The organism is Pseudomonas sp. 28 E 9 (assembly GCF_900004785.1).
Classification (GTDB): Bacteria; Pseudomonadota; Gammaproteobacteria; order Pseudomonadales; family Pseudomonadaceae; genus Aquipseudomonas; species Aquipseudomonas orientalis_A.
In genome coordinates this window covers 175755-192925 of the sequence record NZ_CVTK01000026.1, presented here as the reverse complement: position 1 = coordinate 192925, position 17171 = coordinate 175755, and the positions used below count along the sequence as shown (strand labels likewise).

At 60.4% G+C, this 17171-nt stretch carries 15 protein-coding genes; 13 read left to right on the top strand and 2 right to left on the bottom strand.

Features of this window, described 5'->3' with window-relative positions; all coding sequences use genetic code 11:
• Positions 1–40 precede the first annotated feature (40 nt).
• From BFQ00_RS05570 to ispD, 7 genes are all read left to right on the top strand, one after another.
• Positions 41–988 (top strand): acetyl-CoA carboxylase carboxyltransferase subunit alpha, encoded by a 948-nt coding sequence (locus tag BFQ00_RS05570; protein ID WP_065886098.1) that lies wholly within the window; start codon positions 41–43, stop codon positions 986–988.
• Between the two features lie 162 nt (positions 989–1150).
• On the top strand, positions 1151–2470 hold the full coding sequence (tilS, locus tag BFQ00_RS05565) for a tRNA lysidine(34) synthetase TilS (RefSeq protein WP_065932852.1): 1320 nt from the start codon (positions 1151–1153) through the stop codon (positions 2468–2470).
• 273 nt (positions 2471–2743) lie between these two features.
• Positions 2744–4375, top strand: coding sequence for a CTP synthase (locus tag BFQ00_RS05560; RefSeq protein ID WP_065886100.1), 1632 nt, complete (start codon positions 2744–2746; stop codon positions 4373–4375).
• Positions 4376–4380: 5 nt separating this feature from the next.
• Positions 4381–5226, top strand: coding sequence for a 3-deoxy-8-phosphooctulonate synthase (kdsA, locus tag BFQ00_RS05555; protein ID WP_065886101.1), 846 nt, complete (start codon positions 4381–4383; stop codon positions 5224–5226).
• 156 nt (positions 5227–5382) lie between these two features.
• Entirely contained in the window at positions 5383–6672 is a 1290-nt protein-coding gene (gene eno, locus BFQ00_RS05550) for a phosphopyruvate hydratase (protein WP_065880069.1), read from the top strand.
• A 171-nt stretch (positions 6673–6843) separates the two neighbouring features.
• Complete coding sequence (gene ftsB, locus BFQ00_RS05545; protein ID WP_057723188.1) at positions 6844–7122, top strand: cell division protein FtsB; 279 nt, start codon at positions 6844–6846, stop codon at positions 7120–7122.
• Positions 7119–7829: a 2-C-methyl-D-erythritol 4-phosphate cytidylyltransferase gene (gene ispD, locus BFQ00_RS05540; RefSeq protein WP_065932851.1), complete on the top strand. Its 711-nt coding sequence runs from the start codon at positions 7119–7121 to the stop codon at positions 7827–7829. Before ftsB ends, ispD begins: the two co-directional genes overlap by 4 nt.
• Before the next feature lie 3 nt (positions 7830–7832).
• Here the strand turns inward: ispD and BFQ00_RS05535 are convergent, their stop codons facing one another.
• Both BFQ00_RS05535 and BFQ00_RS05530 read right to left on the bottom strand, forming a co-directional pair.
• On the bottom strand, positions 7833–10859 hold the full coding sequence (locus BFQ00_RS05535) for a membrane-targeted effector domain-containing toxin (protein WP_065932850.1): 3027 nt from the start codon (positions 10857–10859) through the stop codon (positions 7833–7835).
• 71 nt (positions 10860–10930) lie between these two features.
• Complete coding sequence (locus tag BFQ00_RS05530; protein WP_165386127.1) at positions 10931–11842, bottom strand: LysR substrate-binding domain-containing protein; 912 nt, start codon at positions 11840–11842, stop codon at positions 10931–10933.
• 94 nt (positions 11843–11936) lie between these two features.
• On the opposite strand from BFQ00_RS05530, the gene BFQ00_RS05525 reads away from it, so the two are divergent.
• The 6 genes from BFQ00_RS05525 to BFQ00_RS05500 all read left to right on the top strand — a co-directional run bounded on the left by BFQ00_RS05525 (position 11937) and on the right by BFQ00_RS05500 (position 16981).
• On the top strand, positions 11937–13049 hold the full coding sequence (locus tag BFQ00_RS05525) for an S-(hydroxymethyl)glutathione dehydrogenase/class III alcohol dehydrogenase (protein WP_065886105.1): 1113 nt from the start codon (positions 11937–11939) through the stop codon (positions 13047–13049).
• Positions 13050–13138: 89 nt separating this feature from the next.
• The gene (gene fghA, locus BFQ00_RS05520) at positions 13139–13984 is read left to right on the top strand and encodes an S-formylglutathione hydrolase (RefSeq protein WP_065932849.1); all 846 of its coding nucleotides are present in this window, start codon (positions 13139–13141) and stop codon (positions 13982–13984) included.
• A 54-nt stretch (positions 13985–14038) separates the two neighbouring features.
• Positions 14039–14512 carry a 2-C-methyl-D-erythritol 2,4-cyclodiphosphate synthase gene (gene ispF, locus BFQ00_RS05515; protein WP_057723182.1) on the top strand — a complete coding sequence of 158 codons (474 nt, stop codon included), beginning with the start codon at positions 14039–14041 and terminating at the stop codon, positions 14510–14512.
• The gene (truD, locus tag BFQ00_RS05510) at positions 14509–15567 is read left to right on the top strand and encodes a tRNA pseudouridine(13) synthase TruD (RefSeq protein WP_065932848.1); all 1059 of its coding nucleotides are present in this window, start codon (positions 14509–14511) and stop codon (positions 15565–15567) included. Before ispF ends, truD begins: the two co-directional genes overlap by 4 nt.
• A complete protein-coding gene (gene surE, locus BFQ00_RS05505) occupies positions 15555–16304 on the top strand; it encodes a 5'/3'-nucleotidase SurE (protein ID WP_065886108.1) in 750 nt (249 codons plus the stop codon). The genes truD and surE overlap by 13 nt, the downstream gene beginning before the upstream one ends.
• Before the next feature lie 41 nt (positions 16305–16345).
• On the top strand, positions 16346–16981 hold the full coding sequence (locus tag BFQ00_RS05500; protein ID WP_170827533.1) for a protein-L-isoaspartate(D-aspartate) O-methyltransferase: 636 nt from the start codon (positions 16346–16348) through the stop codon (positions 16979–16981).
• Positions 16982–17171 lie beyond the last annotated feature (190 nt).

Here is a 17171-nt window from a genome sequence, read left to right as displayed (position 1 = left end):
GGCCAGGCACCCCTTGGCCGTCGACCCAAGACGGACGCTTATGAACCCGAATTTTCTTGATTTCGAACAGCCGATCGCTGACCTGCAAGCCAAGATCGAAGAGCTGCGCCTGGTCGGCAACGATAATTCGCTGAATATCGGCGATGAGATCGCCCGCCTGCAAGACAAGAGCAGCACGCTCACCGAAGACATCTTCGGCAAGCTGACCAGCTGGCAGATCGCGCGCCTGGCCCGCCACCCGCGCCGTCCGTACACCCTGGATTACATTCAGCATATCTTCACCGAATTCGACGAGCTGCATGGCGACCGCCACTTCTCGGACGACGCGGCCATCGTGGGCGGTATCGCTCGCCTGGACGACCAGCCGGTGATGGTGATCGGTCATCAGAAAGGCCGTGAAGTGCGCGAAAAAGTGCGTCGCAACTTCGGCATGCCGCGTCCGGAAGGCTACCGCAAGGCGTGCCGCCTGATGGAAATGGCCGAGCGCTTCAAGATGCCGATCCTGACGTTCATCGACACGCCGGGTGCCTACCCTGGGATCGATGCCGAAGAGCGCAACCAGAGCGAGGCGATTGCCTGGAACCTGCGCGTCATGGCGCGCCTGAAAACCCCGATCATCGCGACTGTGATCGGTGAAGGTGGTTCCGGCGGTGCACTGGCCATTGGCGTCTGCGACCAGTTGAACATGCTGCAATATTCGACCTACGCGGTGATTTCGCCGGAAGGTTGCGCCTCGATCCTGTGGAAAACCGCCGAAAAGGCGCCGGACGCTGCCGAAGCCATGGGCATCACCGCTGATCGCCTCAAAGGCCTGGGGATCGTGGACAAAGTGATCGCCGAGCCACTGGGCGGCGCACACCGTGACCCGGCTGCCGCTGCGGCAACCATCCGCGCCGAGCTGGGCGCGCAACTGGCAATGCTCAAGAAGTTCGATAACGAAGCGCTGCTGGCCCGTCGTTATGAGCGCCTGATGAGCTACGGCCTCTAAGCCGACGCCGTCACTTAATGTGGGAGGGGGCTTGCTCCCGATTGCTGAGTGTCAGTCACTGCATCTGTTGACTGGCCCACTGCTATCGGGGGCAAGCCCCTTCCCACATTTGCTTTGTGTATGCTTGACGGACGTATTTCAGATTTGCGGCGGTAACCTGTGATGAAATCAATCCTGCCGGCCCGACTTCTGGAAACCCTGGCCCCCTGGCGCAATGCCCCGGCCTGGCACATCGCGTTCTCTGGTGGGCTCGATTCCACCGTGCTGCTGCATCTTCTGGTCACCCTGGCAAAGTCCGAAACATTACCGCCCCTCTGCGCCGTGCATGTTCATCATGGCCTGCAAGCGGCCGCCGAGGCGTGGCCCGCTCATTGCCAGTCGGTCTGCGACAGCCTGGGCGTGCGCTTGCGCATCCTGCGCGTGCAGGTACAACCCGGCGCCAGCCTTGAACGCGCGGCTCGTGACGCACGTTATCTGGCCTTCGCCGGGGTGATCGGGGCAGGGGAGGTGCTGCTCACCGGCCAGCATCGCGACGATCAGGCCGAAACCCTGTTGTTCCGCCTGCTGCGCGGTGCGGGTGTGCGCGGGCTTGCCGCAATGCCTGCGCATCGTACGTTGGCGGCGGGGCATCTGGTGCGGCCGCTGCTGGAGGTGACCCGTGGCGAGCTGCAAGCCTACGCCCACCAACATCACTTGAAGTGGATCGAAGACCCTTCGAACGCTGATCCACGGTTCTCCCGTAATTACCTGCGCCATCATGTCTTTCCGTTGCTCACGCAGCGCTGGCCCCAGGCAGTCTCAAGTCTGGCCCGCACTGCCGAACACCTCGACGAAGCCCAGGGGCTGCTCGATGAACTGGCGCACATGGACCTGAACGCCGCCGATCGGTCTTCAGCGTTTCCCTGGTTGCTTTTGCCATCCTTGGCCCTGGCGCCCTTGCGCGAGCTTTCCGACGCCCGCCAGCGCAACGCCCTGCGTCACTGGCTGAACCCACTGACCCGCCTGCCCGACAGCGACCACTGGGCCGGCTGGTGTTCCCTGCGCGATGCCAGGGGCGATGCACAGCCCGTATGGCGCCTGGCCGACGGCGAGTTACACCGTTGCGGCGAGCGCATCTGGTGGTTGCCTTCTATTTGGTCGGAATTCTCCGACGCATCGGTAAGCTGGCCCGATCCGCGAAATCCACTGGAGTTACCCGGCAATGGTCAGCTTCGATTTGTCGGCGAGGCACCTTCAGGTTCTTTGGTGATCCGTTATCGGCAGGGCGGCGAAGTCATCGACGTGCCGGGGCGAGGTCGTCGTGACCTCAAGCGCCTGCTCAACGAAAGTGGCGTGCCCGGCTTTGTCCGTGGCAGATTGCCGCTGGTCTACCGGGGTGAGCAATTGCTGGCTGTCCCAACCATTGCGGGGCCATGGGCCGGCTCGGCAGATCACGGGCAATTACATTGGTTGCCGCAGACCTGCGATCAAGGTTTGAGCTGATAGCGCCTTTCCGGTAGACTACGCTCCCTTCTTGATACAACTTCTGTGGATTCGCCTGAATCGCAGCAGTTGCCGATTACCAAGCAGTCTTTGCTGGGCGATTCCAAAAAATGTGTAGCGATCAACGTACCAGTGTTTCATTGCTGGTCTGTCACAACGCGGCGGTTTTTTTGAAAGGTGCACTGTGATTAATGCAGGTGATCGGGGGCTTCGGCCTCTCTTCGCTTTCCCCGGCGGCTCGGACCGCTTTAACGCAGACTTCTAGGGTTTTTCATGACGCGCTACATATTCGTCACGGGCGGTGTTGTTTCTTCATTGGGGAAAGGCATTGCCTCCGCTTCATTGGCGGCCATCCTGGAGGCGCGGGGGCTTAAAGTCACCATGCTCAAGCTGGACCCGTACATCAACGTCGACCCGGGCACCATGAGCCCGTTCCAGCACGGTGAAGTGTTCGTCACGCATGACGGCGCCGAGACCGACCTGGACCTGGGCCACTACGAGCGGTTCATCCGCACGACCATGACCCAGAACAACAACTTCACCACCGGCCGCGTCTACGAGCACGTGCTGCGCAAGGAACGCCGTGGTGACTACCTGGGTGCAACCATCCAGGTGATCCCGCACATCACCGACGAAATCAAGCGCCGCATCATCAAGGGCGCGGGCGATGCCGACGTGGCGATGGTCGAGATCGGTGGCACCGTGGGTGACATCGAATCCCAACCGTTCCTCGAAGCCATCCGCCAGTTGCGTTTCGAAGTCGGCGCCAAGCGCGCAATGCTGATGCACCTGACATTGGTGCCCTACATCGCGACCGCCGGCGAAACCAAAACCAAGCCTACCCAGCACTCGGTCAAGGAGCTGCGTTCCATCGGCCTGCAGCCGGACGTGCTGGTATGCCGCTCCGATCACCCGATCGATATTTCCTCGCGTCGCAAGATCGCGCAATTCACCAACGTTGAAGAACGTGCGGTGATTGCCCTGGAGGACGCCGACACCATCTACAAGATCCCGGGCATCCTGCATTCGCAAGGCCTGGACGATTTTGTGGTCGAGCGTTTCGGCCTGCAATGCAACGGCGCGGACCTGTCCGAGTGGGAAGCGGTGGTCGATGCCAAGCTCAACCCTGAGCACGAAGTCACCATCGCCATGGTCGGCAAGTACATGGAACTGCTGGATGCGTACAAGTCGCTGATCGAAGCGATGAGTCACGCCGGCATCAGCAACCGTACCAAGGTCAACCTGCGCTACATCGATTCCGAAGACATCGAGAACCAGGGCACCGCGCTGCTTGAGGGCGTGGACGCGATCCTGGTTCCCGGCGGTTTCGGCCTGCGTGGCGTGGAAGGCAAGATCACTGCCGTGCAATACGCTCGCGAGAACAAGGTGCCTTACCTCGGGATCTGCCTGGGCATGCAAGTGGCCGTTATCGAGTTCGCCCGTAACGTGATGGGCTGGAAAGACGCCAACTCCACCGAGTTCGATCACACCAGCGGCCATCCGGTCGTGGGCCTGATCACCGAGTGGGAAGACGCCACCGGCGCCGTCGAAACCCGTACCGAAAGCTCCGACCTGGGCGGCACCATGCGCCTTGGCGCGCAGGATTGCCTGCTGGAGCCGGGTTCGCTGGTTCACGATTGCTACGGCAAGGACGTGATCGTCGAGCGTCACCGTCATCGCTACGAAGTGAACAACAACCTGCTGCCGCAAATCAAAGAGGCCGGCCTGAAAATCTCCGGTCGCTCCGGCGATGGCGCGTTGGTTGAAGTGGTCGAGGCGCCGGATCACCCGTGGTTCGTGGCCTGCCAGTTCCACCCTGAGTTCACCTCGACGCCGCGTGACGGTCATCCGTTGTTCAGCGGTTTCGTCAAAGCTGCACTGACGCAACATCAGAAGAAGGCATAACCCTGATGGCCCAGAAGATCATTCGCGTAGGCGACATCGAAATTGCCAACGACAAGCCCATGGTGCTGTTCGGCGGCATGAACGTGCTGGAAAGCCGCGACATGGCGATGCAGGTCTGTGAAGAGTACGTGCGGGTTACCCAGAAACTGGGTATCCCTTATGTGTTCAAGGCCAGCTTCGACAAGGCCAACCGTTCGTCCGTGACCTCCTATCGCGGCCCGGGTCTTGAAGAAGGCATGCGGATCTTCCAGGACATCAAGCAAGCCTTCGGCGTGCCGATCATCACCGACGTCCACGAGCCTGAGCAGGCTGCCGTGGTCGCCGAGGTGTGCGACATCATCCAGCTGCCGGCCTTCCTGTCGCGCCAGACCGACCTGGTGGTCGCGATGGCCAGGACCGGCGCTGTGATCAACATCAAGAAAGCCCAGTTCCTCGCACCTCAGGAAATGAAGCATATCCTGAGCAAATGCGTGGAAGCGGGTAACGACCAGTTGATCCTCTGCGAGCGTGGTTCGAGCTTTGGCTACAACAACCTCGTGGTGGACATGCTCGGTTTCGGCATCATGAAACAGTTCGAATACCCGGTGTTCTTCGACGTGACCCACGCGCTGCAGATGCCCGGTGGTCGCTCGGACTCCGCCGGTGGGCGTCGTGCCCAGGTCACCGACCTGGCCAAGGCGGGCATGAGCCAGTCCCTGGCCGGCCTGTTCCTGGAAGCCCACCCGGACCCGGACAACGCCAAGTGCGACGGCCCTTGTGCCCTGCGCCTGGACAAGCTGGAGCCGTTCCTGGCCCAGCTCAAGCAGTTGGACGAGCTGGTCAAGAGTTTTCCGACGGTAGAGACCGCGTAAGCGGCGTTTCTCCGGTAGAATTTCCCACGCTTTATGCTCAGGCCCCAGGCCTGGGCCTTGTCGTCTGCAAGCCTGCCCTGTTGTTCCACCCTTGCGGTCGGTCAAAAGATTTCCTTCAGCTGCGTCGTTTTCGTCAACTTTGGAGTGTTTACAACAATGGCAAAAATCGTCGACATCAAAGGTCGTGAAGTTCTCGACTCCCGTGGCAACCCCACCGTCGAAGCCGACGTGCTTCTCGATAACGGCATCATCGGCAGCGCCTGCGCGCCGTCCGGTGCTTCCACAGGTTCCCGTGAAGCGCTGGAACTGCGTGATGGCGACAAGAGCCGTTACCTGGGCAAGGGTGTACTCAAGGCAGTAGCCAACATCAACGGCCCGATCCGAGACCTGTTGCTGGGCAAGGACCCGCTGGACCAGAAAGCCCTGGACCACGCGATGATCAAGCTCGACGGCACCGAAAACAAAGGCAGCCTCGGCGCCAATGCGATCCTCGCCGTCTCCCTGGCCGCAGCCAAGGCGGCTGCCCAGGACCAGGACCTGCCGTTGTACGCGCACATCGCCAACCTGAACGGCACTCCGGGTGTTTACTCGATGCCGGTGCCGATGATGAACATCATCAACGGTGGCGAGCACGCTGATAACAACGTCGATATCCAGGAATTCATGGTGCAGCCGGTGGGCGCCAAGACCTTCTCCGAAGGCCTGCGCATGGGCACCGAGATTTTCCATCACCTCAAGGCTGTGCTGAAGGCCCGTGGCCTGAGCACTGCGGTGGGTGACGAAGGTGGTTTTGCACCGAACCTGGCGTCCAACGAAGATGCACTGAAAGTGATCTCCGAAGCCGTGGCCAACGCCGGCTACAAGCTGGGCACCGACGTGACCCTGGCCCTGGACTGCGCCGCCAGCGAATTCTATGAAGACGGTAAATACAACCTGTCCGGCGAAGGCCAGGTGTTCAACTCCGAAGGTTTTGCCGACTACCTCAAGGGCCTGACCGAGCGCTACCCGATCATCTCGATCGAAGACGGCCTGGACGAGTCCGACTGGGATGGCTGGAAAATCCTCACCGACAAGATCGGCGAGAAAATCCAGTTGGTGGGCGACGACCTGTTCGTGACCAATACCAAGATCCTGAAAGAGGGCATCGACAAGAAGATCGCCAACTCGATCCTGATCAAGTTCAACCAGATCGGCACCCTGACCGAAACCCTGGAAGCCATCCAGATGGCCAAGGCTGCCGGCTACACTGCCGTGATCTCCCACCGCTCCGGCGAAACCGAAGATTCCACCATTGCCGACCTGGCCGTGGGGACCTCGGCTGGCCAGATCAAGACCGGTTCCCTGTGCCGTTCGGACCGTGTGTCCAAGTACAACCAATTGCTGCGCATCGAAGAGCAATTGGCGGGTAAAGCCAAGTACAACGGTCGCGGCGAGTTTCGCGGCTAAGCGGTAAATGGTAAAAAGTCGGCGGATTGCGTCGGAAATCTCACGACAGTGGGCATTTCGGCGCTAATCTGCTGACTGACAAGCACAAGCCTGGTTTTTCCAGGCTTCGTGCTATCAGTTGCTGCAAAAGGTTTGCATGACGGTCTTTTTTCACTGGATACCCGGATTTCGATGCGCAGTCCCAATTGGTTGTTCCTCGTCTTGCTCTTGTTGCTGGCTGGCCTGCAGTACCGCCTATGGGTCGGTAATGGCAGCTTTGCGCAGGTGGAAGAGCTGACCCAGCAAATTGCCGACCAGCACGCCGAAAACGAACGTCTGCTGGAGCGCAACCGCGTCCTCGATGCTGAAGTGCTGGAGCTGAAAAAAGGTACGGAGACCGTCGAAGAGCGGGCTCGCCATGAGTTGGGCATGGTCAAGGAGGGCGAGACCCTCTACCAGTTGGCCCAATGAACGCTGATTTACCGGCCTTCTGGGCCGTGATTCCTGCCGCGGGCGTCGGTGCCCGTATGGCCGCGGACCGTCCCAAGCAATACCTGCAACTGGGCGGACGCACTATTCTCGAACACAGCCTTGGCTGTTTTCTCGACCACCCTTCGCTCAAGGGCCTGGTGGTCAGTCTTGCTGTTGATGATCCTTATTGGCCCGCCCTGGCGTGTGCCACTGACCCGCGTATTCAACGTGCGGACGGTGGCTCGGAGCGCTCGGGCTCGGTGCTCAATGCACTGCTGCATCTTAATGCCCTGGGCGCCAGTGATGATGACTGGGTGCTGGTGCACGATGCTGCGCGTCCCAACCTGGGCCGTGATGACCTCGACAAACTCCTGGCAGAGCTGGCGGATGACCCTGTGGGTGGCCTGCTGGCGGTGCCGGCTCGTGACACCCTCAAGCGCGTCGACAAGCGTGGTCGCGTGGTGGAAACCGTCGACCGCAGCATGATCTGGCAAGCCTACACGCCGCAGATGTTTCGCCTCGGCGCCTTGCACCGCGCCTTGGCCGACAGCTTGGTAGCCGATGCGGTGATCACCGATGAAGCCTCGGCCATGGAGTGGTCCGGCCAGGCGCCGCGCCTGATCGAAGGGCGTGCGGACAATATCAAGGTCACCCGCCCTGAAGATCTCGAATGGCTGCGTCAGCGCCGGGGTTATCAAGGGTCCTGACCTTTAGCGGTAGACTTGCCGCATCCCGGGCTGGGTTCTCAGCTCGCTGACCAATGCCTCAATGCTGTCGAATGGCTTCTGATCGATAGGCCAGCCGGACGCCTCGAGGAAGTACCGTCCCGCCTGGTTATTGATCCTGATATTGCGCAGTTCCCCACGTCGGGAACGATAGTCAATCTGGCTGGCCTCCCAGAGCATGAATTGGCCCGGTTGCGTCAGCAGTATCTCGGCCGACTTCACCACTCGACTGTGTGAAGGGCCGGGCTGTGGTTCCACTGAAGACTGCAAGACGGCAGGATCAACGCGCAACACCAGATTGGCTTTGACCGTGCCTTCCCCTTTGTGGAGGCCCAGGCTGGCAGTGCGCCCTGGGTCGACTTCGATGCCTAAAGGTAGGGCGCCCACTCTGTCTTCTATCCGCAGGCCGATGCTGCCGGTGAGTTCTGCCAGTCCAGGGATACCCTTGAAGGTATTGGTATGGGTATCGCCCACCAGTGCGACCCATTTACCTGGTCTGTGCTTGAAGGTCTGGATCCACTGGATCACCTCGGTGGCGTAATAGTTCATCATCCGCTGGCGCAGGGTGCCCGTGCTGTCGCGGATATCGCGAAGTATGTAGCTCACGATGCAGTCGATCGGCTGAACCTTGATCCCGGCGTCTCGGGCTTTGCTCACGACATGTCTGAATGAGTAATAACGGTTTTGGGGCAATGGGTAGATCCCGTTCAGAAAATTTGTCAGCTCCTCGGCCATCGGTGCGTTCTTGGACCGGTAAAACGCCCTCAGCATCGGAATATGCACATCCGTCAGCAGATGTTCGAAGTAGAGGCGTTTGACGCCCTGGCTGGCGAGTAGCTGCATGTTGTCGATCAGAAAGGCTTTGCTCGATTCGGCGCTGTGGCTTTCGCCGATCACGAGGCCATCACTGGCGCGCAGCAATTTCTCGATAATACTTTGCTGCGGCTCGTTCAAGCTCAAGCGCGGGAGTACCGGCTGCAGGGGTGAATAGGGCAGGCGGTTAAAGAAGATCGCCGAATCGCGGTTTAATTGGCTTCTTTTCTCGAAAAACAGTTTCCGGGTGCTGTTGATCGATTGTGCAGCCGTGCCGACGGGTTCGAAGTCTTCCGAAAACAAGCTGGTGTCAGTGAGCATTTCCACGAGCGTCTCGCGAACGTGCGCAGGCATCTCGTAGAGGCTGAAGAAGCTTGCGTTCTCGGTGCCGCCGAACAGTGTGTAAACCCGTTGCCAGGCATTGCGAAATGCCCCGCCTCCGGCGAGCCCGGCACGTCGCCATTGCCGGTCGGCGCTTTGAATCGCGTAGAGACCGGTGGATTGGATCTTTTCCGGGGCTTCTGGGTTGTTCACGAATAACTCGAAAAGGCCCCCGTTATTCGGTTTTTTGTAGGTCAGGAAGGTCTCGCCCTGAACCCTGACGGTCTGCAAGCCACTGGGGGCGCTCGTAGCGACCAGGGGGCGAGTCTCGGTTTCGGCCGAGGCGGGGGCTCCAGTGATGACCTGGACACTGATCTGACCTTCCTCTGCCCGCGTGGCGTGGCCAAGCTCAGGTCGCAACATCTCAAGGTTGCTCACGCCTTTGCCGATGCCGCGGATAACCACCGGGAGCGCATTCAAGGCGCCGAACACAATGCGCTCAACGGCGTGGGGGTTGTCTTTGATCACGTCATCGGCGCCGATGGCCATTGCAGTCAAGCCCGATGTCACGAAGCAAAACTCCGCCAGCAACGCCGTGCCCATGGTCAACGCCACGGGGATCGCCAGCAGGCAGGCCTTTTCCAGTGCGTCGAGGGTATCGGCCTTGAACGTGTCCAGGGGCGAAACAATGGTTTTTGCCGCCAGCCTGGCAATGCGAGTGCGGATCTGGCGTGCGATAAACGCAAATGGGTCACTTCTGAGCGCCGGATACATGGGGTTATTGATGTATTGCTCCGGGTCCCAATAACCGTTGTGCAACAAACTGTTGAAAAAACCGGGAGGGCCGGAGGATTTCGGGTACATCGCCATGCCGATCAATGCTTCCTCGACACCCCTGTAGAGCAGGCCGGAGTCTATCGAGTCGGGTTCAAAGTGGTTGGTCAGGGCTTTGCGCCGGGTCGGATCCCCGGCCAGTTTCACCAGCGCACTGCGCATGCCCTTCGGGGTATTGAAACCATGGATGGGCGAAGAGTTTCCCGGGATGTACGCCAGCGTGATCTGGCTCTGGTTGTCGGTAATCGTGAGGATGTCAGTGGCTTCGGATTGATGAATGCGCAGCACCCGCACCGACAGCTTTGCATCCGGTGAATAGGGCGCCTGGAAGTCTTCCAGGGTCAGGTTGCCGGCGTCCTTGTCGACGCCGATACCTGCCGCTCGGGCGGCGAGCTGCCGTTCTGCCAGGGTGAGCGTGAATTCTGCGTACTGATGGAGGTAGGCCTTGGTGAATGCGATGCGCATCAGGGTGGTGTAGTTGTCCCGATGCTCGTCCCAGAACAGTGTGACGGCCTTGTCGTAGGTCTGTTCGAAGTGGCTTGAGTCGATGACCCTCCTGAGAACGGCAGGCGCAATCGCCAATTGGGTAGTCGGATCGTAGACCTGAGGGTCGCTTTGCCGGTAGAGCGCTTCATAGCGCCTGGGCGGGATCCAGCTGGACGTAATGAACTCTTCGTTGAACATTTGCGGTATGCGGTTATCCATCAGGCGCGGCAGTTCGGTCACGATCGTGAAGTAAGGCGCGGTGGTGGAAAAACCCGTGGTGTTGATCATGCCGCCTGGGGCATGGGGTGCATTGCAGATCATGGCCTCGGTCAGGCTCATGGATTGGACGATCTGTGCGTTGTACGCCGTGTTGGGGTGGTCGGTGTTGTACTCAAGCGTGGTCAGGAATGTGGTGTCCGGATCCAGTGTTTCCTGGCTGAACGGTTGCAGATGCTCACACAGCAATTGGGCGGCAATGGCGCTGGGCACTGGAAAGTCCGCAAGGACCTTGCGGACAAAGTGATTGATATGCTGGAGCTGTTGGGCGTTGGACGTCATGGGTTTGCCTGGGTTTGTGCAGTCAAAGCGGCTATTGACCGCTAACCAGGCAATACACGGGCGGTAGTTGTTTATGCTCGATAAACCGGATGGTCACCCAAGCCTTCCTTGAGAAAATCCACCAGCTTCCTGACTTTCGGCGACAAATGCCGTTGCTGCGGGTACAGCGCCCACACCGCGGTATTTGGCGGTTGGTGGGCCTCGAGCAACGACACCAGCGTCCCGTGTTGCAAATGCTCCAGCACGTAATAGTCCGGCAACTGGCATAACCCCACACCTTGCAGCGCTGCATCCAGCACCGCCTGCCCACTGTTGCAGCGCCAGTTGCCCTGCACCCGCTGGGAAAATTCGCGTCCGTCCTGGGCCAGTTGCCAGATATCCGAACTGCCGATCAGGCAGTTGTGCCGACTCAGTTCCGACAGGCTATGTGGCCGACCATACCGTTCGAGGTAGGAAGGTGACGCGCACAGGTACATGCGCCGAGGGGCCAGGCGACTGGCGACCATGCGCGAGTCCTGCAGGCGCCCGAGGCGAATCGCCAGGTCAAGCCCTTCGTGCACCAGGTCCAGCGGGCGGTTGCTCAGCTCGATATCGACCCGCAACTGCGGATAGAGCGCCATGAACCTTGTGACGAGGGGCACGATAAAACGTTCGCCATAGGCCACCGCGCAGGTCATGCGCAACATGCCCTTGGGTTCGCTGGTCAGGTCGCCCACTGCGCGCAGGGCTTCTTCGCGACCGTCCTGCAAACGTTGGCAGTGGTGCAGGAAGGTCTGGCCCGCTTCGGTCAGCGTCACCTTGCGCGTACTGCGATACAGCAGGCGCGTTTGCAGGCGTTCTTCCAGGCGCGCCACCTGGCGGCTGATATGGGACGACGACACCCCCAGGCGCTCGGCCGCTGCCGTGAATTGGCTGCATTCGGCGACGGCGACGAACTCATCGATGCCTTCCCAGCGGTTTTCCAACACGTTGATTGTCCCCATATAGCAATAATGTTTTGCTTTTGCCTGGATTATTAATCAATAAGCCATGGTTTACACTCATTCCATCAATGTTCAACTCCATGGAGAAACCCGGATGATCAAGTCCCGCGCCGCCGTAGCCTTCGAAGCCAATAAACCCCTCGAGATCGTGGAAGTCGATGTCGCCATGCCCAAGGCGGGTGAAGTGCTGTTGCGCGTGGTCGCCTCCGGCGTGTGTCACACCGACGCCTACACGCTGTCGGGCGCGGACCCGGAAGGCATCTTCCCGTCGATTCTGGGTCATGAAGGTGGCGCGGTGGTCGAGGCCATTGGTGAAGGGGTGACCTCGGTTGCCGTTGGCGACCATGTGATCCCGCTGTACACCCCGGAATGCGGCAAGTGCAAATTCTGTCTGTCAGGCAAGACCAACCTCTGCCAGGCCATCCGTGCCACCCAGGGCAAAGGCTTGATGCCTGACGGCACCACGCGTTTCTCCTACAAAGGCGAGCCGATTTTCCACTACATGGGCACCTCGACGTTTTCCGAGTACACCGTGCTGCCGGAAATTTCGGTGGCCAAGATTTCTAAAGAAGCGCCGCTGGAAAAAGTCTGCCTGCTCGGTTGCGGCGTCACCACCGGTATCGGTGCGGTGCTCAACACCGCCAAGGTCAAACCGGGCGACACCGTGGCCATCTTCGGTCTGGGCGGTATCGGCCTGTCGGCGGTGATTGGCGCGGTGAAAGCCAAGGCGGGTCGCATCATTGCCATCGACATCAACCCGGCCAAATTCGAAATCGCCAGGCAGCTGGGCGCTACCGATTGCATCAACCCGAAAGACTACGACCGCCCGATCCAGGACGTGATTGTCGATTTGACCGATGGCGGCGTGGACTTTTCCTTCGAATGCATCGGCAATGTTCAACTGATGCGTGCGGCCCTGGAGTGCTGCCACAAAGGCTGGGGTGAGTCGGTGATCATCGGCGTGGCCGGCGCCGGCCAGGAAATTTCCACCCGTCCTTTCCAGCTGGTAACCGGTCGCGTCTGGCGCGGGTCGGCATTCGGCGGCGTACGCGGACGCAGCGAATTGCCAAGCTACGTGGACATGGCCCAGACCGGCGAGATCCCGCTGGACACCTTCATCACCCACACCATGGGCCTGGAAGACATCAACAAAGCGTTTGACCTGATGCATGAAGGCAAGAGCATTCGTACCGTCATTCATTTTTGAAGCAGCGGTAAGTGACAAGCTACAAGCTGCAAGTGGCTGTACGCCTTCTTGCCGCTTGAAGCTTGCAACTTGCAGCTGGGAGAATTCCCATGCCCCTGGAAAATATTTCCTGCCAGAAAAGCTTCGGCGGCTGGCACAAACGCTATAAGCATCACTCCGATGTGCTCGATTGCGACATGACCTTCGCGGTCTACCTGCCGCCGCAAGCGGAGCAGGGCGGCAAGCTGCCGGTGCTGTATTGGCTGTCCGGCCTGACCTGCACCGACGAGAACTTCATGCAGAAGGCCGGCGCCCAGCGCATGGCCGCCGAGCTGGGCTTGATCATCGTGGCACCGGATACCAGTCCTCGGGGCCCCGGTGTGCCCGATGACCCGGACAATGCCTGGGACTTCGGCCTCGGCGCGGGTTTTTACCTCAATGCCACCCAGCAACCCTGGGCCAGGCATTATCGGATGCATGATTACGTGGTGCAGGAATTGCCGGCGTTGGTGGAAGCGCATTTTCCGGCTTCGGACAAGCGCGGCGTCAGCGGTCACTCGATGGGCGGCCACGGTGCGCTGGTCTGCGCGCTGCGCAACCCCGGGCGTTACCAGTCAGTGTCGGCGTTTTCGCCGATCAGCAATCCGATGGATTGTCCCTGGGGCCAGAAAGCCTTTTCCCATTATCTGGGAGAGGAGCGCTCGAAGTGGCGTGAATGGGATGCCTGCGTACTGATCAGCGAAGCCTCCGAACAGTTGCCGCTGTTGGTGGACCAGGGCGATCGCGACGATTTCCTCGCCGTGCAGCTCAAGCCCGAGGCCCTGCAGCAAGCGGCCAAGGCCGCCGGCCATCCGCTGGAACTGCGCCTGCAACCTGGCTATGACCACAGCTACTTCTTTATCGCCAGCTTCATCGATGACCATTTGCGCCATCATGGTCGTGCTTTGCTCGGTTAATGTGAGGCAAAAGTAGGTAGAATCACGCCCTGAATTAAATCGGGGCGTTTTTTTATGCGTATTGGCCACGGCTACGATGTGCACCGTTTCGCTGAAGGCGATTTCATCACTTTGGGCGGCGTGCGTATCGCGCATCATCATGGGCTGCTGGCTCATTCCGACGGCGACGTTGTCCTGCACGCCTTGAGCGATGCATTGCTCGGCGCAGCGGCGTTGGGTGATATCGGCAAGCATTTTCCGGACACCGATCCAACCTTCAAGGGCGCGGACAGTCGTGTCCTGCTGCGCCATGTCGTGGGTTTGATCCATGCCAGGGGCTGGAAAGTCGGTAACGTCGATAACACCATCGTGGCCCAGGCGCCAAAAATGGCCCCGCACATCGAATCCATGCGTGCCCTCATTGCCGCAGACCTGCAAATAGAATTGGACCAAGTCAACGTGAAAGCCACCACCACCGAAAAGCTCGGGTTCACCGGTCGTGAAGAGGGCATCGCCGTGCACTCCGTCGCCTTGTTGCTGCGCGCATGAACGAATTTGAATTACTCGGCCCGCGTGCCTATGGCGAGGCCTTGGGCAGCGCGGTGCTGAAGGCCACTGCCGAAGATTTCCAGGTAGACGAAGTGCTCGACATCCCGCTGACCGGCGAGGGCGAACACTTGTGGTTGTGGGTGGAGAAGCGCGGCCTGAATACCGAGGAAGCGGCGCGGCGTATCGCCAAGGCGGCGGGCGTGCCGTTGCGCACAGTCAGCTATGCCGGGCTCAAGGATCGCCAGGCGTTGACCCGCCAGTGGTTCAGCGTGCAACTGCCCGGCAAGGCCGACCCGGACATGAGTGCCGCCGAGAACGACACGCTCAGGATCCTGAACACCGCCCGGCACAAACGCAAGCTGCAGCGCGGTGCCCATGCCGCCAACGGCTTCACCTTGCGCCTGACCCAGTTGGCCGGTGATACCGCCGCCCTTGATGCGCGCCTGCAATTGATTGCCCGGCACGGCATTCCCAACTATTTCGGCGCCCAGCGCTTTGGCCACAACGGCGGCAATGTCGTCGATGCCCGTGACTGGGCTGCGCGCAAGGCCTTGCCGGAACAGCGCAATGTACGGTCGCGGCTGCTGTCCACCGCCCGAAGCTTTCTGTTCAACAAAGTGTTGGCGGCACGCGTCGCTGACGGCTCGTGGCAACGCGCCCAGGTCGGCGACCTGCTCGCCTTCACCGACAGCCGCAGCTTTTTCCCGGCCGGGGAGGCTGAATGCAGCGATCCGCGCCTGGCGATCCTGGACCTGCACCCCACCGGCCCGCAGTGGGGCGAGGGCGAGTCGCCGGCGAAGGGTCCTACGTACGAACTGGAACAATCTGTCGCCGCCGCAGAAGCTGACCTGCGTGATTGGCTAGTGAATGCGGGCATGAGCCAAGAACGTCGCATTCTGCGACTGCCCATTGGCGGGTTGACGTGGCATTATCCCGGGCCTGACATTCTGCAATTGGAATTCGTCCTGCCGGCCGGATGCTTTGCCACTGTATTGGTGCGCGAGCTTGTTGATCTGGTGCCGGTGGGGCCGACGGACAACCCATGCGTATTCTGATATCAAACGATGACGGTGCCACCGCACCCGGTCTCGCCGCGCTTCATGCTGCGCTGGCGGATTACGCCGAGTGCGTGGTGGTTGCCCCCGACCAGGACAAGAGCGGCGCCAGCAGTTCGCTGACGCTCGACCGTCCGTTGCACCCCAAGGTCCTGGCCAATGGCTTTATCAGCGTGAACGGCACGCCCACCGACTGCGTGCATCTGGCGATCAACAGCCTGCTGGAACACGCGCCGGACCTGGTGGTGTCGGGCATCAACCTCGGCGCGAACCTGGGCGACGATGTGCTGTATTCCGGCACCGTGGCGGCAGCCCTCGAAGGGCGCTTTCTGGGCGGGATCGGGTTCGCGTTTTCCTTCGCCTCCCGGCAACTGGATAACCTGGCCACGGCGGCGTATTACGCGCGCAAGCTGGTGGAGGCGCACGGTTCTTTGGACCTGCCGCCGCGCACCGTGCTCAACGTCAATATCCCCAACCTGCCTCTGGACCATATTCGCGGCATCCAGCTGACGCGGCTGGGGCACCGTGCCCGTGCGGCGGCCCCCTTGAAGGTGGTCGACCCGCGTGGCAGGGAAGGCTATTGGATCGCGGCGGCCGGCGACGCCGAGGATGGTGGCGAGGGCACGGACTTTCATGCGGTGATGCAAGGTTATGTATCGATTACCCCGTTGCAATTCGATCGCACCTTCAGTGATGCCTTCAGTGGTCTGGATGGCTGGCTGGAGGGACTGCGCTGATGGCTCGTGAACAGGACGACCTGCTGCGCCGTGGCATCGGGATGACCTCCCAGCGCACCCGCGAGCGTTTGATCCAGCGTCTGTACGAAGAAGGCCTGTCCAATGCGCAGGTGCTGGAAGTTATAAGGCGCACGCCTCGGCATCTGTTTGTCGACGAAGCCCTGGCGCACCGCGCCTACGAAGACACCGCGCTGCCGATCGGCCACAACCAGACCATCTCCCAGCCCTATATGGTCGCGCGCATGAGCGAACTGTTGCTGGCCGCGGGCCCGTTGGACAAGGTGCTGGAAATCGGCACCGGCTCCGGCTACCAGACCGCCGTGTTGTCCCAGTTGGTCGAGCGGGTGTTCTCGGTTGAACGCATCAAGGTGTTGCAGGACCGAGCCAAGGAGCGCCTGGTGGAGCTGAACCTGCGTAACGTGGTGTTTCGTTGGGGGGATGGCTGGGAAGGCTGGCCTGCATTGGCGCCCTACAACGGCATCATCGTGACTGCAGTGGCCACCGATGTGCCGCAAGCGTTGCTGGACCAGTTGGCGCCTGGCGGTCGACTGGTCATCCCGGTGGGCTCCGGCGAAGTGCAACAATTGATGCTCATCATTCGAGAGGACGACGGCTTTTCCCGGCATGTGCTTGGCGCCGTGCGGTTCGTGCCGTTGCTCAATGGCCCGCTGGCCTGACATTTATTCCCTGTTAGTGAATTCCATAGACGCGGATGTGTCTTACAGCGGGGTCTATAGATTCAACAACGGTGGGAGCCGGCATTGAACACGATGAATTTTTCGTTTCAGCCGTGTGCCGGTAAAAAGCCAGTGCCCAGTTATACTTGCGTCATATTTCAAGCCTGATACGGGCGTTAACGTTCAGCCA